The 23,406-nt window shown below is 71.0% G+C and carries 26 protein-coding genes; 13 read left to right on the forward strand and 13 right to left on the reverse strand.

The features are described 5' to 3' along the window. Nucleotides 1-120 precede the first annotated feature (120 nt). Complete coding sequence (locus AB0N03_RS18250; RefSeq protein WP_364372552.1) at nt 121-3,426, forward strand: error-prone DNA polymerase; 3,306 nt, start codon at nt 121-123, stop codon at nt 3,424-3,426. Here the strand turns inward: AB0N03_RS18250 and AB0N03_RS18255 are convergent. After that, nucleotides 3,419-4,147: a methyltransferase domain-containing protein gene (locus AB0N03_RS18255; RefSeq protein ID WP_364372555.1), complete on the reverse strand. Its 729-nt coding sequence runs from the start codon at nt 4,145-4,147 to the stop codon at nt 3,419-3,421. The genes AB0N03_RS18250 and AB0N03_RS18255 overlap by 8 nt on opposite strands. Before the next feature lie 138 nt (nt 4,148-4,285). Between AB0N03_RS18255 and AB0N03_RS18260 the strand changes: the two genes are divergently transcribed. Both AB0N03_RS18260 and AB0N03_RS18265 read left to right on the forward strand, forming a co-directional pair. Further along, nucleotides 4,286-4,744 (forward strand): VOC family protein, encoded by a 459-nt coding sequence (locus tag AB0N03_RS18260; protein WP_364372558.1) that lies wholly within the window; start codon nt 4,286-4,288, stop codon nt 4,742-4,744. A 25-nt stretch (nt 4,745-4,769) separates the two neighbouring features. Beyond that, nucleotides 4,770-5,357 carry a pentapeptide repeat-containing protein gene (locus AB0N03_RS18265; RefSeq protein WP_364372560.1) on the forward strand — a complete coding sequence of 196 codons (588 nt, stop codon included), beginning with the start codon at nt 4,770-4,772 and terminating at the stop codon, nt 5,355-5,357. 42 nt (nt 5,358-5,399) lie between these two features. Here AB0N03_RS18265 and AB0N03_RS18270 read toward each other — a convergent pair whose 3' ends face one another. Next, nucleotides 5,400-8,177, reverse strand: coding sequence for a glycohydrolase toxin TNT-related protein (locus tag AB0N03_RS18270; protein ID WP_364372562.1), 2,778 nt, complete (start codon nt 8,175-8,177; stop codon nt 5,400-5,402). A gap of 187 nt (nt 8,178-8,364) precedes the next feature. Here AB0N03_RS18270 and AB0N03_RS18275 point away from each other — a divergent pair, with 187 nt between their 5' ends. Together AB0N03_RS18275 and AB0N03_RS18280 are read left to right on the forward strand one after the other, a co-directional pair. Further along, the gene (locus tag AB0N03_RS18275) at nt 8,365-9,231 is read left to right on the forward strand and encodes a bifunctional methylenetetrahydrofolate dehydrogenase/methenyltetrahydrofolate cyclohydrolase (protein ID WP_364372564.1); all 867 of its coding nucleotides are present in this window, start codon (nt 8,365-8,367) and stop codon (nt 9,229-9,231) included. Beyond that, the gene (locus AB0N03_RS18280) at nt 9,228-9,551 is read left to right on the forward strand and encodes a DUF3017 domain-containing protein (RefSeq protein WP_364372566.1); all 324 of its coding nucleotides are present in this window, start codon (nt 9,228-9,230) and stop codon (nt 9,549-9,551) included. The genes AB0N03_RS18275 and AB0N03_RS18280 overlap by 4 nt, the downstream gene beginning before the upstream one ends. Before the next feature lie 107 nt (nt 9,552-9,658). On the opposite strand, the gene AB0N03_RS18285 is transcribed toward AB0N03_RS18280, so the two are convergent. Both AB0N03_RS18285 and AB0N03_RS18290 read right to left on the reverse strand, forming a co-directional pair. Further along, nucleotides 9,659-10,840 carry an MFS transporter gene (locus tag AB0N03_RS18285; protein WP_364372569.1) on the reverse strand — a complete coding sequence of 394 codons (1,182 nt, stop codon included), beginning with the start codon at nt 10,838-10,840 and terminating at the stop codon, nt 9,659-9,661. 196 nt (nt 10,841-11,036) lie between these two features. After that, a complete protein-coding gene (locus tag AB0N03_RS18290) occupies nt 11,037-11,360 on the reverse strand; it encodes a metalloregulator ArsR/SmtB family transcription factor (protein ID WP_364372572.1) in 324 nt (107 codons plus the stop codon). Nucleotides 11,361-11,468: 108 nt separating this feature from the next. On the opposite strand from AB0N03_RS18290, the gene AB0N03_RS18295 reads away from it, so the two are divergent. After that, nucleotides 11,469-12,635: an MFS transporter gene (locus tag AB0N03_RS18295; protein ID WP_364372575.1), complete on the forward strand. Its 1,167-nt coding sequence runs from the start codon at nt 11,469-11,471 to the stop codon at nt 12,633-12,635. Here the strand turns inward: AB0N03_RS18295 and AB0N03_RS18300 are convergent. Then, nucleotides 12,632-12,820, reverse strand: a complete 189-nt coding sequence (locus AB0N03_RS18300; RefSeq protein ID WP_364372578.1) for a DUF1918 domain-containing protein — start codon at nt 12,818-12,820, stop codon at nt 12,632-12,634. The two genes, AB0N03_RS18295 and AB0N03_RS18300, sit on opposite strands and share 4 nt — an antisense overlap. 139 nt (nt 12,821-12,959) lie before the next feature. Between AB0N03_RS18300 and AB0N03_RS18305 the strand changes: the two genes are divergently transcribed. Further along, entirely contained in the window at nt 12,960-13,154 is a 195-nt protein-coding gene (locus AB0N03_RS18305; RefSeq protein ID WP_364372581.1) for a TrmH family RNA methyltransferase, read from the forward strand. A 69-nt stretch (nt 13,155-13,223) separates the two neighbouring features. Here AB0N03_RS18305 and AB0N03_RS18310 read toward each other — a convergent pair whose 3' ends face one another. Beyond that, complete coding sequence (locus AB0N03_RS18310; RefSeq protein ID WP_364372584.1) at nt 13,224-13,805, reverse strand: HhH-GPD-type base excision DNA repair protein; 582 nt, start codon at nt 13,803-13,805, stop codon at nt 13,224-13,226. Nucleotides 13,806-13,835: 30 nt separating this feature from the next. Beyond that, complete coding sequence (locus AB0N03_RS18315) at nt 13,836-14,612, reverse strand: AraC family transcriptional regulator (protein WP_364372587.1); 777 nt, start codon at nt 14,610-14,612, stop codon at nt 13,836-13,838. Nucleotides 14,613-14,662: 50 nt separating this feature from the next. On the opposite strand from AB0N03_RS18315, the gene AB0N03_RS18320 reads away from it, so the two are divergent. Next, nucleotides 14,663-15,076, forward strand: coding sequence for a DUF2000 domain-containing protein (locus AB0N03_RS18320; RefSeq protein ID WP_364372590.1), 414 nt, complete (start codon nt 14,663-14,665; stop codon nt 15,074-15,076). 10 nt (nt 15,077-15,086) lie between these two features. On the opposite strand, the gene AB0N03_RS18325 is transcribed toward AB0N03_RS18320, so the two are convergent. The 3 genes from AB0N03_RS18325 to AB0N03_RS18335 are packed head-to-tail and all read right to left on the reverse strand — an operon-like array spanning nt 15,087 to nt 16,638. After that, nucleotides 15,087-15,704: a class I SAM-dependent methyltransferase gene (locus tag AB0N03_RS18325; RefSeq protein WP_364372592.1), complete on the reverse strand. Its 618-nt coding sequence runs from the start codon at nt 15,702-15,704 to the stop codon at nt 15,087-15,089. Nucleotides 15,705-15,713: 9 nt separating this feature from the next. Beyond that, the gene (locus AB0N03_RS18330; protein WP_364372595.1) at nt 15,714-16,094 is read right to left on the reverse strand and encodes a DUF2203 domain-containing protein; all 381 of its coding nucleotides are present in this window, start codon (nt 16,092-16,094) and stop codon (nt 15,714-15,716) included. 25 nt (nt 16,095-16,119) lie between these two features. Then, nucleotides 16,120-16,638 carry a hypothetical protein gene (locus AB0N03_RS18335; protein WP_364372597.1) on the reverse strand — a complete coding sequence of 173 codons (519 nt, stop codon included), beginning with the start codon at nt 16,636-16,638 and terminating at the stop codon, nt 16,120-16,122. 256 nt (nt 16,639-16,894) lie between these two features. On the opposite strand from AB0N03_RS18335, the gene AB0N03_RS18340 reads away from it, so the two are divergent. Then, nucleotides 16,895-18,118: an NADP-dependent isocitrate dehydrogenase gene (locus AB0N03_RS18340; RefSeq protein ID WP_364372598.1), complete on the forward strand. Its 1,224-nt coding sequence runs from the start codon at nt 16,895-16,897 to the stop codon at nt 18,116-18,118. 168 nt (nt 18,119-18,286) lie between these two features. After that, a complete protein-coding gene (locus AB0N03_RS18345) occupies nt 18,287-18,583 on the forward strand; it encodes an SH3 domain-containing protein (protein ID WP_364372600.1) in 297 nt (98 codons plus the stop codon). Nucleotides 18,584-18,986: 403 nt separating this feature from the next. Here the strand turns inward: AB0N03_RS18345 and AB0N03_RS18350 are convergent, their stop codons facing one another. Next, nucleotides 18,987-19,715 (reverse strand): MBL fold metallo-hydrolase, encoded by a 729-nt coding sequence (locus tag AB0N03_RS18350; protein WP_364372603.1) that lies wholly within the window; start codon nt 19,713-19,715, stop codon nt 18,987-18,989. 52 nt (nt 19,716-19,767) lie between these two features. On the opposite strand from AB0N03_RS18350, the gene AB0N03_RS18355 reads away from it, so the two are divergent. Beyond that, nucleotides 19,768-20,574, forward strand: a complete 807-nt coding sequence (locus tag AB0N03_RS18355; RefSeq protein WP_364372606.1) for an exodeoxyribonuclease III — start codon at nt 19,768-19,770, stop codon at nt 20,572-20,574. Here AB0N03_RS18355 and AB0N03_RS18360 read toward each other — a convergent pair. Next, nucleotides 20,571-21,044, reverse strand: a complete 474-nt coding sequence (locus AB0N03_RS18360) for a cupin domain-containing protein (RefSeq protein ID WP_364372609.1) — start codon at nt 21,042-21,044, stop codon at nt 20,571-20,573. The genes AB0N03_RS18355 and AB0N03_RS18360 overlap by 4 nt on opposite strands. An 82-nt stretch (nt 21,045-21,126) precedes the next feature. On the opposite strand from AB0N03_RS18360, the gene AB0N03_RS18365 reads away from it, so the two are divergent. Next, complete coding sequence (locus AB0N03_RS18365; RefSeq protein WP_364372612.1) at nt 21,127-21,627, forward strand: MarR family transcriptional regulator; 501 nt, start codon at nt 21,127-21,129, stop codon at nt 21,625-21,627. Between the two features lie 57 nt (nt 21,628-21,684). Here AB0N03_RS18365 and AB0N03_RS18370 read toward each other — a convergent pair whose 3' ends face one another. Next, entirely contained in the window at nt 21,685-22,413 is a 729-nt protein-coding gene (locus AB0N03_RS18370) for a chitinase (protein WP_364372615.1), read from the reverse strand. Between the two features lie 455 nt (nt 22,414-22,868). Between AB0N03_RS18370 and AB0N03_RS18375 the strand changes: the two genes are divergently transcribed. Beyond that, nucleotides 22,869-23,219, forward strand: coding sequence for a hypothetical protein (locus tag AB0N03_RS18375; protein ID WP_364372618.1), 351 nt, complete (start codon nt 22,869-22,871; stop codon nt 23,217-23,219). The last annotated feature ends 187 nt before the right edge of the window (nt 23,220-23,406 follow it).

Below are 23,406 nucleotides of genomic sequence, written 5' to 3' on the forward strand. Positions count from 1 at the left end.
CACCCCAGCAACTGGCACCGCCGCCGGGATGCCGGGGCCGCCGACCAGGCTTCACCACCGGAAGCCCGAGACGCGCAACTCCACCCCCACACCGAAGACCGTGAGCCCGGGAGTCGCTAGATGGGCTGGAACAACCCACCCGTCCGCTGGAAGGACCTCGCCCGCACCCTCGCCGGCGGGGTGCCTCCCGGCGACCACGGTGACAGCCCCGCTTGGAGTCGCAAGCGCGAGGCCTACCAGCGGCCACAAAACCTCCCCACCCGGCGCAACGACGACGGCGGCGAGACCGTCCGCGTCCCCTACGCCGAACTGCACTGCCACTCCAACTTCAGCTTCCTCGACGGCGCCAGCCACCCCGAAGAGCTCGTCGAGGAAGCCGCGCGCCTGCAGCTCGACGCCATCGCCCTCACCGATCACGACGGCATGTACGGCGTCGTCCGCTTCGCCGAGGCCGCGCGCGAGCTCGGCGTCAACACCGTCTTCGGCACCGAGCTCAGTTTCGGCCTCCAGACCCCGCAGAACGGCGTCGCCGACCCCGAAGGCGAGCACCTCCTGCTGCTCGCCCGCGGCGACCAGGGCTACCGGGCCCTCTGCCGCGCCATCACCGCCGGCCAGATCCACGAAGACGCCGAAAAAGGCAAACCCCGCTACGACCTCGGCGCGGTCGCCGAGGAGGTCGCCGGGCAGTGCGTCGTCCTCACGGGCTGCCGCAAAGGCGCGGTGCGCTCCGCCCTCGTCACGCACGGCCCGGCGGCCGCCGCCGAAGCGCTGAAGAACCTCGTCGACCGCTTCGGCCGTGACAACGTCTACGTCGAGCTCACCGACCACCGCCAGCCGCTCGACAGCACGCACAACGACGTCCTGACGAAGCTCGCCGAAGAACTGCACCTCCCGACCGTGGCCACCACCGCCGCGCACTACGCCCGGCCCGAACGCGCCCCGCTCGCCGACGCCCTCGCCGCGATCCGGGCCCGTCGCGGCATCGACGAACTCGAAGGCTGGCTGCCCGCGGCCGGGACGGCTTTCCTCCGCAGCGGCGCCGAAATGGACGTCCTGTTCCGGCGCTACCCCGGTGCCGTCCGCCGTTCCGCCCTCCTCGGCATGGAATGCGCGTTCCCGCTCGAGCTGATCGCCCCGAAACTGCCGCCCTTCGACGTCCCCGCGGGCCACACCGAGACGACCTACCTCCGCGAACTCACCCGCGAAGGCGCGAAGGAGCGCTTCGGAGGCAAAGAGCACGAAGAGAAGGCAACAGAACAGATCGAGCACGAACTCGAGATCATCGAGGAACTCGGCTTCCCCGGGTACTTCCTGATCGTCTGGGACATCGTCCGGTTCTGCAACGACCACAAGATCCTTTGCCAGGGCCGGGGTTCGGCCGCGAACTCGGCCGTCTGCTACGCGCTCGGCATCACGAAGGTCGACTCCGTGGCCAACAAGCTGCTCTTCGAGCGCTTCCTCGCCCCGGACCGCGACGGCTATCCGGACATCGACCTCGACATCGAGTCCGACCGTCGCGAGGAGGCCATCCAGTACGTCTTCGAGAAGCACGGCCGCCTGAGAACCGCCCAGGTCGCGAACGTGATCACCTACCGTGCCCGGTCGGCGGTCCGCGACGCCGCGCGGGCGCTCGGGTACTCGCCGGGCCAGCAGGACGCCTGGAGCAAGCAGATCGACCGCTGGGGATCGTTGCGCAGCACCGAAAAGGACCACGACCACGACATCCCGGACGACGTCGTCCAGCTCGCGCTCGCCCTCGAGGACTTCCCGCGCCACCTCGGCATCCACTCCGGCGGGATGGTCATGTGCCACGAGCCGGTGAGCCAGGTCGTGCCGGTGGAGTGGGCGCGGATGGCCGACCGCAGCGTCATCCAGTGGGAGAAGGAGGACTGCGCGGCCGCCGGGCTCGTCAAGTTCGACCTGCTCGGCCTCGGCATGCTCTCGGCGCTGCACTACATGCTCGACCTCGTCGAGGAGTACAAGGGCGAGAAGATCGACCTCGCCGAGCTGGACCTCACCGACCAGAAGGTCTACGACATGCTTTGCCGCGCCGACGCGATCGGCGTGTTCCAAGTGGAGAGCCGGGCCCAGCTGGCGACCTTGCCCCGCCTCGAACCCCGGGAGTTCTACGACCTCGCCGTCGAGGTGGCGCTGATCCGGCCGGGCCCGATCCAGGGCGGCTCGGTGCACCCGTACATCCGCCGCAAGCAGGGCCGCGAAGAATGGGACTACGACCACCCGCTGCTGGAGAACGCGCTGCACAAGACCAAGGGCGTGCCGCTGTTCCAGGAGCAGATGATGCAGATCGCCCTGGACGTCGCGAACTTCACCGCGGCGGAGGCCGACCAGCTGCGGCACGCGATGGGGTCGAAGCGCTCGGACCGGAAGATGGAGAGGCTGCGTCAGCGCTTCCTCGACGGCGCCGCCACGAACGGCGTCGAAGCGGAGCTGGCCGGGAAGATCTTCCTGAAGCTCAAGGCGTTTGCGAACTTCGGCTTCCCGGAAAGCCACGCGCTGAGCTTCGCGCACCTGGTGTTTTCGAGCGCCTACTTCAAGCACTACCACCCGGACGCGTTCCTCGCGGGCCTGCTGCGCGCGCAGCCGATGGGCTTCTACTCACCGCAGTCGCTGGTCGCCGACGCGCGGCGCCACGGCGTCACCGTGCACGGCCCCGACATCAACCGCAGCCTGCCGCACGCGACGCTGGAACCGTTGCCGGACAACGGACACGCTGTCCGCACCGGGCTGAGCACCGTGCGGATGATCGGGGAGGAGCTGGCGAAGGGGATCGTGGCCGAGCGGAAGGCGAACGGCGACTTCACCGACATGGCCGACGTCGCCCGCCGCGTGCGGCTGAAGACCCCGCAGATCGAGGCGCTCGCCACGGCCGGCGCGTTCGCCGGGTTCGGCGGCGACCGCCGGCAGGCGCTGTGGACCGCGGGCGCCGTCGCCGGGGAACGCCCGGAGAAGCTGCCGGGCCTGGTCGGCGCGCAGGCCCCCGTGCTGCCCGGGATGGACGGCCTCGACCTCGCGGCGGCGGACGTCTGGGCGACCGGCGTCTCGCCGGACAGCTACCCGACCGAGTTCATCCGCGACCGCCTCGACGCCCTCGGCGTCGTCCCGGCGAACGGCCTGGCCGACCTCGAAGACGGCGCGCGCGTGCTAATCGGCGGCGCCGTCACGCACCGGCAGCGCCCGGCGACGGCGGGCGGGGTCACCTTCCTCAACATCGAGGACGAGACGGGGATGGTCAACGTGATCTGCACGCTCGGCCTGTGGCAGCGCTACCACCGCGTCGCGCGCGCGAGCCCGGCGCTGCTGATCCGCGGGGTGGTGGAGAAGGCCGACGGCGTGGTCAGCGTGCTGGCCGACCGCGTCGAGGCGCTGCCGATGCGGATCAAGGCGAAGTCGCGGGACTTCAGGTGAGCGGGCGCCGCACGATCGTGACGATCTCCGGGCTGTCGGCGGTCACCGGCGTGCGGTCCCAGTAGCCGTACTGCTCGTCGACGACCAGCCCGGCTTCCCCGATGAACTCGTTCAGGGAAGGCACATCGAGGAACCGCAGCGTGCTTTCGCTGAACCGCGGTGCGTCCCAGCCCGGGCTTTCGTACGTCGTCGTGAAGCTGACGTACCCGTTCTCGAACGGCCCGGCGTCGTTCCACGACCGCACCTCGCCGGCTTCCCAGACGTTCGACGGCGTCCAGCGCTCCCAGGCGCGTCCGGCGGGGTTGCGGGTGTCGAAGCCGAACCGGCCGCCGGGCCGCAGCGCGCGGTGGATCGCCGCGAACGCCGTCCGCAGCTCCTCGTCGGTCAGCAGCACTTGGAACGCGTGCCCGGTCATCACCGCGAAATCGAACTTGCTGTCCCAGGCACCGGTCGACAAATCGCCGTGCACCCACTCGACGTCGTCCCGGCGACGGGCCTGGATGAGCATGCCCTCGGCGGGATCGATGCCGACGAGCCGTCCTTCGTGGCCGGACTCGCGGGCCCAGTGCAGCAGGGAACCGGTGCCGCAGCCGACGTCGAGCACCGACTCCGCCGCCATGATCATCGGCAGGTAGAACGCGAAGTCGCCGCTGCTCTCGCGCGGGTTCATCGTGTCGTACAGCGAGGCGAGGTAGGGGTCGACGTAATCGTGGTCGGGCACGGCGTCACCGTAGTCAGCGGACCGGGAAAGATCATCCGGTTTTCGGCGCCAGGCCCAGCAGTGGGCCCAGTATGCAGCGGTCAGGAACTGACCTATTTCGATCTTACGGTCGAAGCCACACCGACTGAGGAGGAGACCATGGTTCCCGAGGGCTACACGACGGTCACGCCGTGGATCATCGGCCACGACACCGCCGGCCTGCTCGGCTTCCTGAAGCACGCTTTCGACGCCGAAGAGCTCGGCCGCGTCGTCGGCGAGCACGGGAAGATCGGCCACGCGGAAGTCCGCATCGGCGACGCGGTCGTGATGGCGTTCGACTCGCCGGACGGCTGGGCCGCCACTCCGGCCTTCCTGCGGCTTTACGTGCCGGACAGCGAAGAAACGCAGCGACGCGCGATCGAAGCGGGGGCGACCGAGGTGACTCGCCAGACGGTTCTGTTCTTCGGCGACCGCGTCGGGCGCGTGCGCGATCCCTTCGGCAACCTGTGGTGGATCCAGACGCGCCTGGAGAACCTGGACGAGGCCGAGATGACGCGCCGCGCGCAACTGCCCGAGTACATCGAGGCGATGAACTACGTCCAGGGTGCGAACCTCTGATCACCGGTGTGGCACCCTGGGGCCCGTGCTGGAGACGGGGGAGGACTACCGCGAAGCGGTGTTGTCCGGGCAGTGGTGGGAAAAGCGCCGGTTCACCGGGTGCGACTTCACCGGCGCGGACCTGAGCGGGCTGCGCACGCGCGGCTGCACCTTCGACGACTGCCTGTTCAGCCGGGCCGACCTGGCCCGCTCGCGGCACGACGCCTCCGCGTTCCGCTCGTGCACCTTCGACCGCTCGGTGCTCGTCGAAAGCCGCTGGACGTCGTGCTCGCTGCTCGGCTCGTCGTTCGCCGAGTGCGGGTTCGGCGGCATCGCCCTCACCGAATGCGACCTCTCGCTGGCGTCGCTCGCGAAGGCGCGGCTGCGCAAGCTGGGCCTGTCCGGGCTGCGGTTGCGCGAAGCCAACCTGACCGAGGCCGACCTCGCCGGCGCCGACCTGCGCGGCAGCGACCTGACCGGCGCCCGCCTGCAAGCCGCGAAGTTCGACGGCGCGGATCTGCGCGGCGCGCGCCTCGACGCGAACGCCCTGGTCCAGGCCAACCTGCGGGGTGCCGAGGTGGACGTCGAGACGGCCATCGCCTTCGCCGCCGCCCACGGGCTCGTCATCCGCTGAAAAGCACGAAGGCCCGGCGAGCTGCCGGGCCTTCGCGGAAAATCAGTCGATCGGGGGTTCGCCCGGGTCGAGCTCGATCAGGTCGCCCTCGGCGACGAGCTCCTCGATCGACGCCGGGAGCAGGTACGCCGACCCGCCGCCCGGCTGGTTGAACCACGGGATCGCGACGCCGGCCAGCGCCTCGAGCGGCCGCTGCACCCGGTAGACGTGGTACGGCCGGTTCACCCACTCGGGCACCAGCGACCGCTCGGCGAACGGCGTGCCCGCCGCGTACGTCAGGTTGCCGTTCGGGCCGCCGAAGCGGTCCAGCTCGCTGCCCGCGGGCAGCTCGCGCAGCTCCTTGCCACGGAACAGCGTCAGCGGCGGCTCCCCGGCCATCGGCCCGATCGGCCACTGCTGCTGGCCACCACCACCGCCGTTGACGGCCGCGGCCGGGCGAGCCGGCTCCTCACGCCGCGGGGGCACGGGCGGTGCGGCCGGCGGCGGCACCGGCGGGGCGCCCGGCGACACCGGGGCGGCCAGCACGGTCGGCGTCGACGGCGGTTCACGCCGCGGCGGCGCGGGGGCCACGGGGGGCGGGCCGGCCTGCTGCTGCGCCATCGGCGGCGGCCCGGCCGGGACCGGCGCGGGTGGGACGGGCCGGCGCGGCGGGGCCGGCGGCTCGTCGTCCTCGAGGTCGCCGAACAGCTCCTCGGCGCTCGTGAACGCCGTCTGCTCCTGGGCGGGCACCGGCTCCGGCTTGCGGACCGGGTAGGACCCGGTGGCGACCTCCGGCGACAGCGTCGCGACGACCCGCTGCGGCGCCGGTTCCGGCTCGGGTTCAGGCTCCGGTTCCGGCGCGGGCGGCTCCTCGGGCACGTGGCCCTCGGGGTTGAGCAGCAGCTTGCCGAGCATGAACGCGGCCGCGTCCTCGGCGTCGCCGAAGACCGCGGGGTTGCTGAGCTTGCCGTCGTACCAGCCGACGCGCCAGCCGTCGTCGACCTGCTCGACGCTCCACCCGTGCTCGGCGGGCTCGCCCAGCTTGTAGCCGCTTTCGGGCACCTCGAGCTCGTCCAGCTTGCTCTGCAGGCCGGCGAGCACCGGGTGGTCCGGGGTCTCGCGGCGCAGCGCGCGGCGGCCCGAGCGGGGCGCGGGCGGCTCCGCGGGCTCGGGCGCCGTCGGTTCCGGCACCGGCAGCACGCCGGGCACCTCGGGCTGGGTGATCATGGTCGGCGGACCGGGGTCGAACGCGGCGTGCGACGGCTCGTCCGGCCGGGGCCGGGCCGGCGGGAACGCCGCGTGCGCCGGCTCGTCCTGACCCGGCTGGAAGGCGTGCGAGGCCTCGGCCTCACCCGGCAGGAACGCCGCGTGGGAAGGCTCGTCGTCCAGCTGGTGATCCGGCTGGAACGCCGCGTGCGCCGGCTCGTCGTCCCGGTGGGTACCGGCGTCGAACGCGGCGTGCCCGTCGTCCTCGCGGTGGCCGGCCGGCTCCGGGAACTGCTCGCCGTCGAACCCGCCCTCGTCCTCGTGCGTCGGCCGGACCTCGCCGTCGCGCGGCGGTTCGCCGTGTCCGATCGGCTGGTCGGGGACGTACTCCGCGGTCTCCTCGAGGTCGGGCACCCGGCCCGGCTCCGGCGACGTGCCGTTCGAGCCCGCGGCGTGTTCGTACTCCCCCTCGCCGTAGGAGTCCTCCTCGGCGAAGCGGCCGTCGAACTCCTGGTCGTCGTAGCCCTCTTCGGCGAACTCGGCCTGTTCGGCGTAGGTGTGCTCCTCGGCCGGGGCCTCCGGCTCGGGGGCGTGCGCCGCCGCTTCCACCGGCGCGGGCGGCTCCTGGTGCTGCTGCGGCGGCCCGGCCGGCACTGCCGGCGCGACCATGGTCGGCGGCGGGCCCGCGGGCGCCTGCTGCTGGGGCGGCGGACCTGGCGGCGGCCCCTGCGGCGGCGGCCCGGCCGGGCGCTGCTGCTGCGGTGGCGGCTGGTTGCCCCGGGTCAGGTACGCGCCGGCGGCCTGCAGCGTCGGCTCGTCGACCGGCGGCAGCTTGAAGCCGACCGCCCGGACGTGCTCGACCAGGTCCGACTCCGGCGAAACGCCGTACTTGCGGAGGTAGAAGTTGACGGCGGCGGGCCAGATCCACTGGCCGTCGCTGTGGAAGGCGACCGGGACGGTGGCCTCGGGCGTCGCGGCCAGCCGGTCGATGTCGTAGCCGCGCTCGGTGACGACCAGCGGCGCGTGGTCGAGGTACTCCAGCAGCCGGTCCTGCTCCTCGACCTCGAGGTCGGGGCGGTTGATCACCGGGCGGCCGGCGGGACCGATCGTGTCGAAGATCCGGGCGATCCGGAAGTGCGGCCCCGGCTGCTCCGGGCCGAGCCCGGACATCCGCCGGATCAGCCACTCGGGCACGTTCTCCTCGGTGCGCGGGAACATCCGCAGTTCGTCCGAGTAGGCCTGCGGCGGCGGCGCGAGGTTCCACACCGGCTCGTCGCGGTTGTACTCGAGGTTGTAGCTGGACGGGTGGTCGAGCTGGTAGCGCGCGTTGAACCACGTTCCGCGGCCGTCGCGGTACATGCCCCCGCGCAGCCTGCCGAACAAGGTCGCGATGTCGTGGGTGGCGAGCCACTCGTGCACCGTGCCGTCTTCGGTGACGATCTCGCCGGTCAGCTCGTGGTACCTCCCGACGGCTCGATACTCCGCCGAGACCTTGCGCCAGTCGCGTGGGGCGGCACGGAGCAGGGCAAGGCCGATCTGCTTGACCAGGGTGTCCTGCTCGGTCGCGTTCAGCTGCGTCGTCGGTTGTGCCACGGGGACATTTTGACTGTTCGCGCGCGCGTGTGCACCCCGCATGTGGGTTTTGCCGCTCGGCGACCCGGTGGCACCCGGTCTGACCTCGCGTGATGCGACGTGCGGTAGATCACAGGTTGATCGCGGGCAGCGTCGCGAGTGGACCGTGGGGGGTAACGATCACTCTACGGGCTGCGACCACCCGCGCCTGGAAGCGACGCGCGGGGGCCGCTTTGCCAGAATGGGCGTCGTGACGGCGAAGATTCTCGACGGCAAGGCCACCAAGAACGCCATTTTCGCGGAGCTCGAGCCGCGCGTCGCGGCACTGGCCGCGAAGGGGGTGACGCCGGGCCTGGGCACGGTCCTGGTCGGCGACGACCCGGGGTCGCACTCGTACGTGCGGATGAAGCACGCCGACAGCGCCAAGATCGGCGTCAACTCGATCCGCCGCGACCTGCCGGCCGACATCACCCAGGAGAAGCTCGAAGCCGTCATCGACGAGCTGAACGCCGACCCGGCGTGCCACGGCTACCTCGTCCAGCTGCCGCTGCCGAAGCACCTCGACGCGAACCGCGTGCTGGAGCGCATCGACCCGGAGAAGGACGCCGACGGCCTCGCGCCGGTCAGTCTCGGCCGGCTCGTGCTCGGCCAGCGGGGCGCGCTGCCCTGCACGCCGTACGGGATCATCGAGCTGCTCAAGCGCCACGGCGTCGAGCTGAACGGCGCGCGCGTCACCGTGGTCGGCCGCGGCATCACCGTCGGCCGGACGCTGGGCCTGCTCCTGACCCGCCGCAGCGAGAACTCCACGGTGACCCTGTGCCACACCGGCACCCGCGACCTCGCCGCCGAGGTCCGCCGCGCCGACATCGTGGTCGCCGCGGCCGGGGTGCCCGGGATCATCACGCCGGACATGGTCGCCCCGGGCGCCGCGGTGCTCGACGTCGGCGTGTCCCACGTGGACGGCAAGCTCACCGGCGATGTTCACCCGGACGTGGCCGAGGTCGCCGGCTGGATCTCGCCGAACCCCGGCGGGGTCGGGCCGATGACCCGGGCGATGCTCGTGAGCAACGTCGTCGAGGCGGCGGAACGCTCGATCCAGGGTCTTCAGGGCCGATGACGATGACCGAGGACCGGCGGGACGTCCACGACCGCCGGAGCCGGCCGGCCCGGTTCGCGCAGGTCCCGTTCGCGGTGGTGCTGCTGGTGGTGGCCGTCGCCGCGGTGCGGATCGTCCAGTACCACTGGCGGGAGGGCGCGGCGCTGATCGGCGCCGCGCTCCTCCTCGCCGGGGTGCTGCGGGCGGTGCTGCCGACGGAGCGGGCCGGGCTGCTCGCGATCCGCGGCAAGGTCGTCGACGTCGTGACCTACGCCGGGCTGGCGGCCGCGGTGCTGTACGTGGCCCTGACGATCATCGGCGGCCCGTTCGCGTCTTCTTAGGTGGTGCCCCGAACGCCCCAAGGTGGCCTTGGGTGCGTTGAACGCACCCAAGGCGGCCTTCGGTGCGTTGAACGCACCGAAGGCCACCTTGGGGCGCATGAGGGCCGTCAGGACGCCATCGCGAGTTCGCGGCGTTCGGCGCGGGCCTCGCGGCGGTCCAAGGTGCCGGAGACGATCGCGAGTGTCAGCCCGAAGACCGCCAGCAGGGCGCCGACCCAGTTGGGGGCGACCAAACCGAGCCCGCCGGCGATCACCAAACCGCCGAGGTAGGCGCCGATCGAGTTGGCGATGTTGAACGCGGACTGGACGGCGGCCGACACCAGGGACGGAGTGCCGCCCGCCTTCTCCATGATCCGCGCCTGCATCATCGGGCCGATCATGAACCCGGCGACGCCGACGAAGAAGATCGTGATCGCCGCGCCGACCTTGCCCTGCGCCGTGATCGTGAAGATGCCCAGCACGCACGCCAGCGACAGCAGCGCGGCGTACAGGCCCGGCATCAGCGCGCGGTCGGCCAGGCGGCCGCCGAGCAGGTTGCCGATCGTCATGCCGACCCCGGCCAGCGACAGCAGCAGGGTGACGTTCGACGGGGAGTAGCCGGCGACGTCGGTCAGCATCGGCGTGATGTAGGACAGGCAGGCGAACACGCCGCCGAGTCCGAACGTGACGATCGCCAGCGCGAGGTGCACCTGCGGCCGCTTGAACGCGCCGAGCTCGTTGCGCAGCGAGGCCTCCGCGGGCCGGCCTTGGTGGGGCACCAGCTTCGCGATGGCCGCGGCGGCGGCGACGCCGATCACCGCGACGACGCCGAAGGTGGCGCGCCAGCCGACCTGCTGGCCGAGCAGCGTGCCCAGCGGCACGCCGATGACGTTGGCCAGGGTCAGCCCGAGGAACATCATCGACACGGCCTTGGCGCGCTGGCCGGGCCCGACGAGGCTGGAGGCGACGACCGCGCCGGCGCCGAAGAACGCGCCGTGGGGCAGGCCGGCGAGGAACCGGAACGCGACGCCGAACTCCTGGTTCGGGGAGAGCGCGAAGAGGGCGTTGCCCAGGGTGAACAGGCCCATCATGGCCAGCAGCATGGTCTTGCGCGGCAGCCGGACGGCGACCGCGGTGAGCAGGGGGGCGCCGACGACGACGCCGAGGGCGTAGGCGGTGATGAGGTAGCCGGCGGTCGGGATGTCGACGCCGAAGTCGGCGGCCGCCTGGGGCAGCACGCCCATCATGACGAACTCGGTGGTCCCGATGCCGAAAGCTCCGATGGCGAGCGCGAGCAGCGCGACGGGCACGGCACTCCTTCCAATGTGGGTAAACGATTACTTGGCCGATCTTCGTCGGGGTTACTGGATCGGTTCAGTACACGGGCAAAAAGGAAGACAGCCATCCGGCCCCAGTGCCGTGAGCTGCCTTCGCCCAGTCCAACCGATGGAGGGGGTCGTTGTCATCCGGGTATCCGGGTGACGATCCACACCCGTGGCGGCGCGCTCAGCGGCGAGCGGCCAGAACACCGTCCAAGAGACCGGGGAACAGCGCGTCGAGGTCGTTGCGGCGCAACGAGTTGAACCGGGTCGTCCCCTCCTGGCGGCCGGCCACGACCCCGGCCTGGCGCAGGATGCTCAGGTGGTGGGTGATTGTGGACTTGGTCACCGACACGGTCAGCGCGCCGCACGAGAGTTCGTGATCGGCGGCGGCCAGTTGCCGGACGATCGCCAGGCGGACCGGGTCGGCGAGGGCGCGAAGCACGCCTTCGACGGTGATCTCGTCCCGGTCCGGGTAGACGAGCGGCGGCAGGGTGACGGACTTGGCCATGAGCCCATTGTACGACGCCGATCGAAATTGTCGGACCCGCGTAGTACGGTGTTTGTCGAACTACGACGTTCATCGAACCAATCACCTGCTCGCTGGGGGGACCCACCCATGTCCACACCCTCGTCCTCGAGGATCTCGGTGCTGGCCTTCGGCGCGTTCGGCGTCGGGACGAGCGGCTACATCGTCGCCGGGCTGCTGCCGGCGCTGACCGGCGAACTGCACGTCTCGGCCACCGCCGCAGCGCAGCTCGTCACGGCCTTCGCCATCGCGTACGCGATCGGCTCGCCGCTCTTCGCCGCCGTCACCGGCACCTGGGAGCGCCGGACGCTGCTGGTCGCCGCGCTCGCCGTGACCGCCGCCGGCAACCTGTTCGCCGCGCTCGCGCCCGGCTACGGCACGCTCCTGCTGGCCCGGGTGGTGACCGCGGTCGGCGCCGCGGTGTTCACCCCGGCGGCGAGTGCCGTGGCGGCCGAGCTCACCAGCCCGGAACGCCGGGGACGCGCGGTCGCGCTCGTGTTCGGCGGCCTGACCGTCGCGCTCATCTTCGGCGTGCCGCTGGGCAGCCTCATTTCGCAGCACCTCGGCTACCGGCTGGCGTTCGCGCTGGTCGCCGCGTTCTCCCTGGCGAGCGCGCTGGCCGTGCGGGCGGTGCTGCCGGCGGTCGCCGCCCCGCCGCGGGTGAGCCTGGCCGAGCGGTTCGCCGCGGGTCGCGACCCGCGCGTGCTCGTCATGCTGGCCGTGACGGTCCTCGGGTGCCTGGCCGCGTTCATGGTCTACACGTTCGTGTCGCCGCTGCTGGCCGCGACCGCGGGCGTCCACGGCACGACGGTCACGGTGCTCCTGTTCTGCTACGGCGTCGGCGGCGCGGTCGGCAACTTCGCCGGCGGCCGGGTGACCGACCGGTGGGGTTCGCGCACGCCGCTGCTCGTCGTGACCGCCGCGATCACCGTCGTCATGGCGCTGTTGCCGATCGCGATGACGACGCCGATCGCGGCGGGCATCGCGCTGTTCGTGTGGGGCCTGGCGACGTGGTCGTTCAACCCGCCGGTGCAGCACCGGCTGATCGAGCTGGCCCCGGGCCACGCGGGCCTGGTGCTGTCGCTCAACGCGTCGGCGATCTACCTCGGCGTCGGCCTGTCCGGCGTGGTCGGGGGCGCGGTGCTGACGTCCGGCGGGCCGCTGGTGCTGCCCGAGGTCGCGGCGGCGCTGACCCTGGGGGCGCTGGTGCTCGTCGGCACGGCGTGGGGCCGGGTCCGCGAGCCGGTCGCCGCTTAGTCGGCGTGGGCCTGGACCTCACAGTCGGGGCCCGGGTAAACGAGTGCCTCGTGCCCGTCGGCGAACCGCACCAGGTAGGGCGGGGCGCCGTCGGGCCCGCGGACTTCGAGGATTTCGCCGCGCTGTTCCGCCGACCCGACGGTACGGCCGTGTACCTGGATTTCGTCTCCCACTCCTGTGTGCATGGGCTGCACCTCCGTGTCCAGAGTAGGAGCGTCGGACGGTTCCGCGGTCCCGGCGAACGGGTTGGAATCCGGGCATGACCAACGAAATCGGAGGCGCCGCACTTTCCCTGGGTGCCCGAGGCGTTGCGGCGCGGAAGCGGTGCGGCTGGGTGACCTCCCGGCCGCCCGCGGCCGCACGATCGCCGTGCTCGGCCACGAACAGACCGGGATCCCGCCGGAGGCCCTCGACCTGCTGGACACCGTCGTCGAAATCCCGATGGTGGGGACGGGTGCGAGTCTCAACGTCGCGGTGGCGGGAAGCCTTGTGCTGTACGAACTCGCCGGCCTGCTGTGAGAGGGTCCACTATGGACGAGCTGCCGGGCTCGGCGCGAAGCCGCTGGGCCCGCTGCGCGTGAGGGTGCGCTAGCTCGACGCGGCCGCGGCTTTGGCGGCCTTCTTGAACGCGCGGACCTCGGCGAGCGTCTCGGCGCTCGTGACGTCGGCGATCGACCGGCGCGAGCCGCGGTCCCCGTACGCGCCGGCCGCCTCGCGCCAGCCCTTCGGCTGGATGCCGCGCTGCTTGCCCAGCAGGGCCAGGAAGATCTTCGCCTTCTGCTCGCCGAACCCGGGCAACGCCCGCAGCCGCTTCAGGACCTCCGGGCCGTCGGGCTTCGGGCGGCCGTCGAGCCAGAGCCCTTCGGTCCGGCCGTCGTAATTCTCGATGATGTGCTCCGCGAGCGCGTGGACGCGGCGGGCCATCGAGCCGCCGTAGCGGTGGATGGCCGGCGGTACCACGCACATCTCGACGAACTTCTCGACGTCGGTCGCGGCGATCTTCGCCAGCGCGAAGCCGTCCATCCGGTCGGCGATCTTCCGCGGGCCGGCGAAGGCGTGCTCCATCGGGAACTGCTGGTCGAGGAGCATGCCGACGAGCAGGGCGAACGGGTCGTCGTTGAGCAGCTTGTCGGCGGCCGGTTCGCCGGTCAGGTGCAGTTCGCGCAGCATGCGGCCATCTTGACACAACCGGCAGGCCGGTCAACGAGCCTTCGAGTAGCGCGCCGGTGTGGTGCCCAGGTACCGCTTGAAGTGCCGGGTCAGGTGGGCCTGGTCGGTGAACCCGGCGGTGGCCGCCACCTCCGCGGCCGGGGAGCCGTCGAGCAGCAGCCGGCGCGCGCGGTCGACGCGGCGGCCGGTCAGGTAGCGGTGCGGCGGCAGGCCGAACCGCGCTCCGAAGCAGCGGACGAGGTACGCGGGGTGCGCGCCCAGCGTCTCGGCGGCTTCGGCGAGCGTCACCGCTTCCGGCAGGCGTGCGTCGAGGAGGTCCCGCAGGTCGTCGGCGAGGCCGCGCTTCGATTCGTGGGAGACCGGCTGACCGAGGTGCGTGCGCAGCCGCTCGGCGACGAGCACGAGCCGGCTTTCCGCCTCGAGCGCGTCGCCCGGCTCGGCCAGCGACGCGTGCAGCTGGTGGATCCGGGTGCGCAGCAGCCCGTCGGCGACGCTCGGCTGGTCGACCGCCGCGCCGATGAGGTCCTCGCCCAGCACCGACGTCTCCAGGTAGAGCACGCGCTTGCGGAAGCCGTGGCTGGTCGCGGCGCGCCCGTCGTGCGCGACGTTCGGCGGCAGCAGCGTCACGGCCGGGCCGAGGGCGCCGTGGTGGTGGCGGTCGAGGTCGTAGCGGATGACGCCGTCGTCGACGATCAGCAGCGTCCACGTGTCGTGCGTGTGCAGCGGGTAGGCGTGTGTGGTGAAGCGCGCGTGGAAGACCTCGGCGATCCCCGGGACCGCCGGGCGCCAAGCTTCCACGTGGGCCATGTCAAGAACGTACAAGACGCGCGGGTGGCCGGCGGGCGAGTCTTGCCGGCATGAGTTCTTTCGACACGAAGATCGCCGTCCTGTTGCGCGACGACCTGGCGTCCTGGCAGCGGCTCAACGTCACCGCGTTCCTGGTGAGCGGCATCGCCCACGTGACGCCGGAGCTGATGGGCGAGCCGTACGTCGACGCGGACGACACGGAGTACCTGCCGATGTTCGGCCAGCCGGTGCTGGTCTTTTCGGGCACAGCGGACGTCCTGACCGCGGCGCACACCCGCGCGCTGGGCCGCGGCCTGCGGATTTCGATCTTCACCGACGAGCTGTTCCACACGGGCAACGACGTGGACAACCGGGCGGCGGTCCGCGCGGTACCGGGGGAGAAGCTGACGCTGGCCGGGCTCGCGGTGCACGGCCCGAAGAACGCGGTGGACAAGATCCTCAAGGGCGCTTCACTGCACCGTTGAGAGCTCGATTTCACGGGGCCGTCGCGTGCACCAGGAAGACGCTCCGCACCCGGTCCCCGCCGTCGACGGTGAACGTCTCCGCCGAGACGTCCACGAACCCCGCCGCCGACGCCAGCGCCGCCGCCCCGGCCTCGTCCAGCGGAAACGAAAGGTCCTCCGGCACGAATGCCGCGAACGGCCCCGAAGCCCGGAACCGCGCTCCCGACACGACCGAAAACGCCAGCCGCCCACCCGGCCGGAGCACCCGCAGCCAGTCGGCGAACGCGACCGCCCCCAGGAAGTGCAGCGAGGACGCGCACAGCACCACGTCGGCCGAACCATCCAGGGACGGCATGGGCACCGCCGGCCCGACCTGCCACGTGATCAACCCGGCCGGATCCAGCGAGGCGGCCTTCGCCGACGCCTGCTCGACCATCGCCGGCGAGAGATCGACAGCGAGCACGCGACCCGGCTTCAGCCGCAACGCCGCGTACGCCGCGAAGCCCGTCCCGGTGGCGACGTCCAGCACGAGCCCCGGCCCGGACGGCAGCGGCGCAATGAGCGCGTCCGCCACCTGGGCGTGAAAGGTGTCTTCGTCGTAGTGCTCGGCCGTGCTGTCGAACAGCGCAGCCCTCGAGTCGTGGTCCACCGACCCAACCTAGTCCGGCCGACCAGCGATTTTCAGCGGCCGGCGCCCGGTGAAACCCAGGTCGGTGCGGTGGTACCAGCCCAGCTCGCGATCACCCTCGAGCCAGCACAGCAGCACGTCGACGCCGTCCAGCTCGGCCGGGAAGTCGACCAGCAGCGGCGCGAACCCCTTGAGCTCGGCGCCGGTGCGCTGGACCTGCGTCATCAGGTCGTCGAGCCGGGCCTGCGCGGCCTTCCACTCGGGCAGGCCGCCCAACTCGGTGGCCCGCCCGCCGGGACGCAGCGACGCCGCGAGCTCGGCCGCGTCGGCCCGGACGCGCACCAGTTCGTCGAGGACCGGCCGCAGCCGCGTCAGTTCGTCGCACGCCTCCGCGACGGTGAACAAACCCATCGGCCGATGATCCCACCGGCACGGTTCAGGCCTCCCGGCGCCGCCGCACCAGCGCGTTGGCCAGCCCGCTGCCGACCAGCAGGAAGCCCACGCCGAGCAGGCCGCCGATGAAAAGGAAGTCCATGACGCCGTACGCGATGTCGCTCTTCGGCATCATGTTCACCAGCCGGAAGCCCCAGTCGGGCACGGCCATCGCCGCGACGCCGGGCAGCACGCCGTAGATCAGCCCGCCCAGGATCGGCCCGACCGCCGACAGCGCGCCGAGCGCCGCGACGACGAGCAGCAGGATCGCCCCGCCGGCCAGCAGCGCGATGCCCAGCGGGTCGCGGTTGGTGCTCAGCGTCGCCTGGATCAGCTGCTGCTGGCGCAGCCCGCCCCAGCTGAGCAGGCCCAGCGCGACCGGCGTGAGCAGCAGCCCGCCCAGCGCGCTGACCAGGTGGGCGACGCCGCGGCGCGGCCGCTCGTCGAGCACGTCAGCGGTGTTTTCGGGGTCTTCGTAGTCCTCGTAGTCGTCTTCGTACTCGGCGTACCGATGGGTCGACATGGCCGTCACCTCCCGCATGATGAGTTCACGGATGGCATCGTGCCCTGGTTCACCCGTCGGCGCGACGATCGCTCGGCGAGCGGTCGGATCGGGTCACCGGCAGGTCGCGCCCAGTGAGCCGGACCACATTCCGCGGGTGGAGACTTGATACCGGCCACTGCCTGACCCAGTCGGCCCCATCAAGCAGTACGCTTGTACCGCTACCGGCGAGACGTATCGAAACACGCGAAGATCCGCGGAAGGAGCACCGCTGCTCATGGCCAAGATCAAGGTCCAGGGCACCGTCGTCGAACTCGACGGCGATGAGATGACCCGCATTATCTGGCAGTTCATCAAGGACAAGCTGATCCACCCGTACCTGGACGTGAACCTGGACTACTACGACCTGGGCATCGAGGAGCGGGACCGCACCGACGACCAGGTCACGGTCGACTCCGCGCACGCGATCAAGAAGCACGGCGTCGGCGTCAAGTGCGCCACGATCACCCCGGACGAGGCGCGCGTCGAAGAGTTCGGCCTCAAGAAGATGTGGCTGTCCCCGAACGGGACGATCCGCAACATCCTCGGCGGCGTGATCTTCCGCGAGCCGATCGTCATCCAGAACATCCCGCGGCTGGTGCCGACGTGGACGAAGCCGATCATCATCGGCCGCCACGCCCACGGCGACCAGTACAAGGCGACCAACTTCAAGGTCCCCGGCCCGGGCACGCTGACCATCAGCTACACCCCGGACGACGGCTCCGAGCCGATGGAGTTCGAGGTCGCGAAGTTCCCCGAGGGCGGCGGCGTCGCCATGGGGATGTACAACTTCAAGAAGTCCATCGAGGACTTCGCGCGCGCCTCGCTCCAGTACGGCCTCGACCGCGGCCTGCCGGTCTACCTCTCCACCAAGAACACCATCCTCAAGGCCTACGACGGCCAGTTCAAGGACGTGTTCGAGGAGATCTTCCAGGCCGAGTTCAAGGCCGAATTCGACGCCAAGGGCATCTCCTACGAGCACCGCCTGATCGACGACATGGTCGCGGCGGCGATGAAGTGGGAGGGCGGCTACGTCTGGGCGTGCAAGAACTACGACGGTGACGTCCAGTCCGACACGGTCGCGCAGGGCTTCGGCTCGCTCGGCCTGATGACTTCGGTGCTGCGCACGCCGGACGGCCGGACCGTCGAGGCCGAGGCCGCGCACGGCACGGTCACCCGGCACTACCGCCAGCACCAGCAGGGCAAGCCGACCTCGACGAACCCGATCGCGTCGATCTACGCGTGGACCCGGGGTCTCGAGCACCGCGGCAAGCTGGACGGCAACCAGGAGCTCATCGGCTTCGCGAACAAGCTCGAAGAGGTCGTCGTCGAGACCGTCGAGAGCGGTCAAATGACGAAGGACCTGGCGCTGCTCATCAGCAAGGACCAGCCGTTCCAGACGACCGAGGAGTTCCTCGCGACGCTGGACGACAACCTGGCGAAGAAGATCGCCCAGGGCTGAGTTGTTTCGGCGGAAACCCCTTCCCGGACGCCGGGAAGGGGTTTTTTTTGCGTTCACGGGGAGTGACGGCGATGGCGCGTCCAGGTGGTTGCGGCGTCCGGCGCTGTCGGTCCGGGTAAAGGATTGCCTACCCTTGGCGGGGGACGGGGCACGCGGTTGGAGGAAGGCATGTCGAAGAAGACTCTGCTCATCTTGGGCGCCATCGTCCTGGTCATCGTCGTCTACGTGATGAACACGGACAAGCAGGCTTCGGGAGCTTCGGCCACCGGCTGCAAGGTGACCGTGACCGCGGACGTCCTCAACGCCCGCGAGACGGCCGACGGCAACGCGAAGATCGTCGGCAAGTACCTGCGCGACGCGTCGTTCGACGCGGTGCCGGGCGTGCAGAACGGCTTCCGGAAGGTGGCCGACGACAAGTGGGTCGCCGCCGCGTTCACCGAGCCGGTCGCCGGGTCCGCCTGCTGAGTCCTCGGACGCTTCTCAGACGCCGAGCAGGTCGGCCGCGAGGGTGACGACGCCGAACGCCGCGGATGCACCGGGTGGCGTGGACGGCCTGGACGTGGTCGAAGCCGAACGGCCGGAGCACGGCGAAGACGACCACGGCTTCGGGAGTCGAGGCGCCGTTTTTGTCGGTGGTCGCTGATAGAACTTGGGTAGTCGAAAACCGCAGGTGAACGGAAGGGAGGCGACGTCCCGGGGACGGGCGACAACTGAATGCGGCTCGGGCTTGAGGCGGTTGTCCGCGGGGTCTCCAGGGGGAGTTCCGCGGGCGTGGGGCGCATCGGCGAGTGCCGGAGGAACAAACCAGGGGACGCGCTCGGACGGGGTCGGAGCGCGAAGGCGAGATTCTTCCGGACCCGTCGAGGCGTCAGAGTGAGACCGTGAGGTCCTCCTCCGCGACCACCACTTCGCCGCCGAACTCCGCGCGTGCCTCGGCGGCCGCCGCCGCGCGGTCGGTGCCCGGCCAGAAGTGGGTCAACATGAGCCGGCGCGCTCCCGCCTGCTCGGCCCAGTGACCCGCCTCTGCCGCGGTCATCAAGAACCGGGCCTCGCCCTCCGGCGGTGGCGTGCGCAGGGTCGCGTCGCAGATGAACAGGTCCGCGTCGCGCCCGAGGTCCGCCAACGCCGGGGATGGTCCCGTGTCGCCGGTGTACGCCACCGTCAGCCCGGGCGCCGTCAGCCGCACGCCGAAGTTCGGCAGGTAGTGCGGCAGCGGATACGTCGTGAGGCGGAACGGTCCGACGTCGGCCGGTGAGCCGAGGTCGTGCACCTCGAACAGCTCCGTCGGGTGCGGCCGCGGCTCCATCGCCTCCAGGCGCCGGAGCGTGCCGGGCGTGCAATGCAGTGGCAGCCGGCCACCGGACGAAGCCGTGTAGTACCAGGCCCGTCCGAGCGCGCTCACGTCCGCGCAGTGGTCGGGGTGCTCGTGCGTCACCACCACGGCGTCGGGCAGCCCGTGCGCGAACAGGCGCGACGCCGCGCCGTACCCGAGGTCGAGGACGACGCGGAACCCGTTGTGCGACAACAGGAACCCCGCGCACGCCCGCCCGGGCTCGGGGAACGCGCCGCAGCTGCCGAGAACCGTCACCTCACCCATGCCCGGCAGTCTGGCAGACCGGCCACCGGCTCGGAGGCGCGCGGCCGGTAGCGTGCGGTGCGTGCTGACCGTCTCCACCGTGAACGTCAACGGCCTCCGCGCCGCCGCCAAGAAGGGCTTCGTCGAGTGGCTCGCCGCCACGAAGGCGGACGTCGTCGCGTGCCAAGAAGTGCGTGCCACGGCGGAGCAGCTCCCCGCGGCGGTCGTCGAGCCCGAAGGCTGGTTCTCGGTGCACGCCCCCTCCGCCGTCAAGGGGCGCAACGGCGTTGCCGTCTACAGCCGCATCGAGCCCGAAGAGATCCGGATCGGCTTCGGGGAACCCGAGTTCGAAGACAGCGGCCGCTACCTCGAGGTCCACCTGCCGAACGTCGTGGTCGCGAGTCTCTACCTCCCCAGCGGGGACGTCGGCACCGAACGCCAGGACGAAAAGGAACGCTTCATGGCCGCGTTCCTGCCCTACCTCGTCGAGCTCCGGGCCAAGGCCGCCGCGGCCGGGCGCGAGGTCGTCGTCGTGGGGGACTGGAACATCGCCTACGACACGGTCGACCTCAAGAACTGGCGCGGCAACCGCAAGAACTCCGGCTTCCTCCCCGAGGAACGCGCCTGGCTCGGCCGCGTCCACACCGAGGCCGGCTACACCGACGTCCAGCGCCGCCTCGACCCCGAAGGCCCCGGCCCCTACACCTGGTGGTCCTACCGCGGCCAGGCCTTCGACAACGACTCCGGCTGGCGCATCGACTGCCAGCTCGCGACCCCCGGCCTCGCCGAGAAGGTCGTCGACGTCGTCGTCGAACGCGCCGCCGCCTACGACCAGCGCTGGTCCGACCACGCGCCGGTCACCGCCACCTACGACATCTAGGCCGCGCGGGCGGCGCGCCAGGTCGCGCTGTCCACGAAGTGGTTGTCGAACCGGTCCTGCGACGCCAGGATCTCCGCCGGCGACGCCTCGCCCCGCCGGATCCGGTCGATCATCCGGAAGTACTCGAACCGCTCGACGCCGGGCGTGAACACGATCAGCACGTCCGCGGCGGACCGCGAAGTCGCGCCGAAAGCGTGTGTCGTGTGCGGCGGCACGAACAGCATGTCGCCCGTCCGCACGGTCACCACCTCGTGGCCCTGAAGGATCTCCAGCTCCCCGTCCAGCATGAAGAACATCTCCGCCGACGAGGTGTGGAAATGCGGCGTCGCGCCGTCGTGCCCGCGGCCCAGGGACGCGCGGTTCGTGCTCAGGTGCCCGCCGGTCTGGGAGACGTCCGCGAGCAGGGTCATCGTGTCGGGGGTCGAGCCGAGCTGCTCGGCTTCGTCGTGGCGTACCAGCAATGTCGTCATGCCAGCGATGGTTCCACGTCTGATAGTTCGCTGTCAAACTATCAGGCGGCGAATAGTGCTGGCGTCGAATAGAGTGGGCGGCGTGAGTGACGAAGACGCCGTCGACGCCGTCGTGTCGGCCTGGCACCGGGAACGCCCCGACCTCGACCTGACCGCCATCGGCGTCGCCGGCCGGATGGGCCGGCTGGCGCTCGTGCTCGGCCCGGCGCAGGAGCGCGTGTTCGGCAAGTTCGGCCTGCAACGCGGGGAGTTCGACGTCCTGGCGGCGCTGCGCCGGTCCGGCCCGCCCTACACGCTGATCCCGTCCGAGCTGTCCGCGACGCTGATGATGTCCCGCGCCGGCATGACGAGCCGCCTCGACCGGCTCGAGAAGGCGGGGTTCGTCGAGCGCGCGCTGGATCCGAACGACCGCCGCAGCTTCCGCATCCGCTTGACGGACAAGGGTTTCGACGCTGTCGACGCCGCGATGACCGAGCACACCGCGAACGTCTCCGAGCTGCTGTCCGGGCTGTCCGGAAAGGAGCTGGGCCTGCTCGACGACGTCCTGCGCAAGCTTCTGGACAACCTGGATCCCCAAGCCTGACCACGAAAAGGGCCTCCCCGGCGGATCGCCGGGAAGGCCCTTCTCGCCGCGCCCGGCTCAGCAGGACAGGTTGCTGCCCGTCGGAACCCCGAGGATCCCGGTGATCTGCGTGTACTTGTCGATCCGGCTCTGCACCTGCGCCGGGTTGCCGCCGTTGCACTCGATGGAGCCGTTGATGCTGCGGATGGTCTCGCCGAAGCCGCGCTGGTTGACCATCGCGTCGTGGGGCGTCATCGTGCCCGGCCCGGTCTGGGTGTTCCAGTACCAGAGTCCGGTCTTCCACGCGACGGCCGCGTTCTGCTCGACCTGGTACGGGTTGCCGAGCAGGTCGATGCCCAGCGCGTCGCCGGCGGCCTTGTAGTTGAAGTTCCAGCTCAGCTGGATCGGGCCGCGGCCGTAGTACGCGGCCTGGCCGGCGGGGCAGCCGTAGGGCTGGCTGGCGTCGCAGTAGTGCGGGTAGTTCGCGGTGTTCTGCTCGACGACGTAGACGAGGCCACCGGTCTCGTGGTTGACGTTCGCCAGGAACGCCGCCGCTTCCTGCTTCTTCACCGTGTCGTCGCCGGTGTTGGCGAAGCCGGGATAGGCCGACAGCGCGTCGGTCAGGCCGCTGTAGGTGTAGAAGCTGTTGCGGTTCGGGAAGATCTGGTTGAACTGGGCCTCGCTGACGACGAACGAGGCGTCCGCCGCGGCGGACGCGGTGGTGGCCGGGAGCACGACGGCGGCGGCCGCCGCGGCGAGCGCGCTCACCGCCACTCCGGTGCGCTTCAAGAATCGGGTAATCGACATTCGGGACTCCTCTTGATCACGCCGGTCGTGCGCGGTCCGACCGAGCCGAATGGGCTACTCCAAGAGGTATAGACCAATCCCGATCGAGTGAAAAGTTTTCCGACTAAGACGACGCGATCGGAGCAGTGGTAACTGCGACGAATGGCACAGGGTGTGCCGTTCTTGCGATGAACGGGTGATGACCAGCCGGACACGGATCGGTCACCCTCTACTCTCAGTATTAGCGTTCCGCCTTCCGCAACACCCACTTGGGTGATCAGAGTGAACCGTGGGGGTGCCCGGATCGTGTTCCCGGTTGGGCGCTACTCTCGGCCCCCGAGTCGATCGGTACCGACAGGTCTTGACACGCTCGGTAGTTTTTTGATCAGCAGCATGCAGCGACTCACTCGAATGGGTGAGCGTTTCGCTCGTCACTCGCGGGAGGCACTCCGGTGCGCAACCCAGGTCGAAGCCTGATGCGATCCACGCTGCGCGGGCTCCGCGCGGCCGCGGTGGTCGCACTCGTCCCGGCCGCGCTGCTCGTGGCCGGCGGCGGGAACGCGTTCGCCGACGTCGTCACCGCGCAGGCGGACTCGAGCACGGAGAGCTTCGGCGTGCTCGGCCCGGTCGGGCTGGTCGCGGTCGCGCTCGGCATCGTCGGCATGACGCTGGGGGTGCTGCGCCAGCGCCGGAAGGCCCGCGTCGCGGAGGCCGCCCCGGCGGTCCCGGAAGCTCCTGGCCCGGTCACGGCCATGGCCGTGACCGTCCTCGGCGAGCCCGACGCCACGCCGACCCGCCCGTTCCTGACGCAGCGCCCGCACGCCTGACCCGCGCGTCGCCCGCCGCCCACGCCGCCGCGCTCGGGGGCCACACCGTGTCGACCCGCCAATCACGCGAGTCGACCCTCCAGACCCGTGAGCCGACCCTCCAGGCACGCGAGCCGACTGTCCAGGCCGTGAGCCGACTGTCCAGGCACGTGAGCCGACTGTCCAGGCACGTGAGCCGACCCTCCAG

Source organism: Amycolatopsis sp. NPDC051061 (assembly GCF_040682935.1).
GTDB lineage: Bacteria > Actinomycetota > Actinomycetes > Mycobacteriales > Pseudonocardiaceae > Amycolatopsis.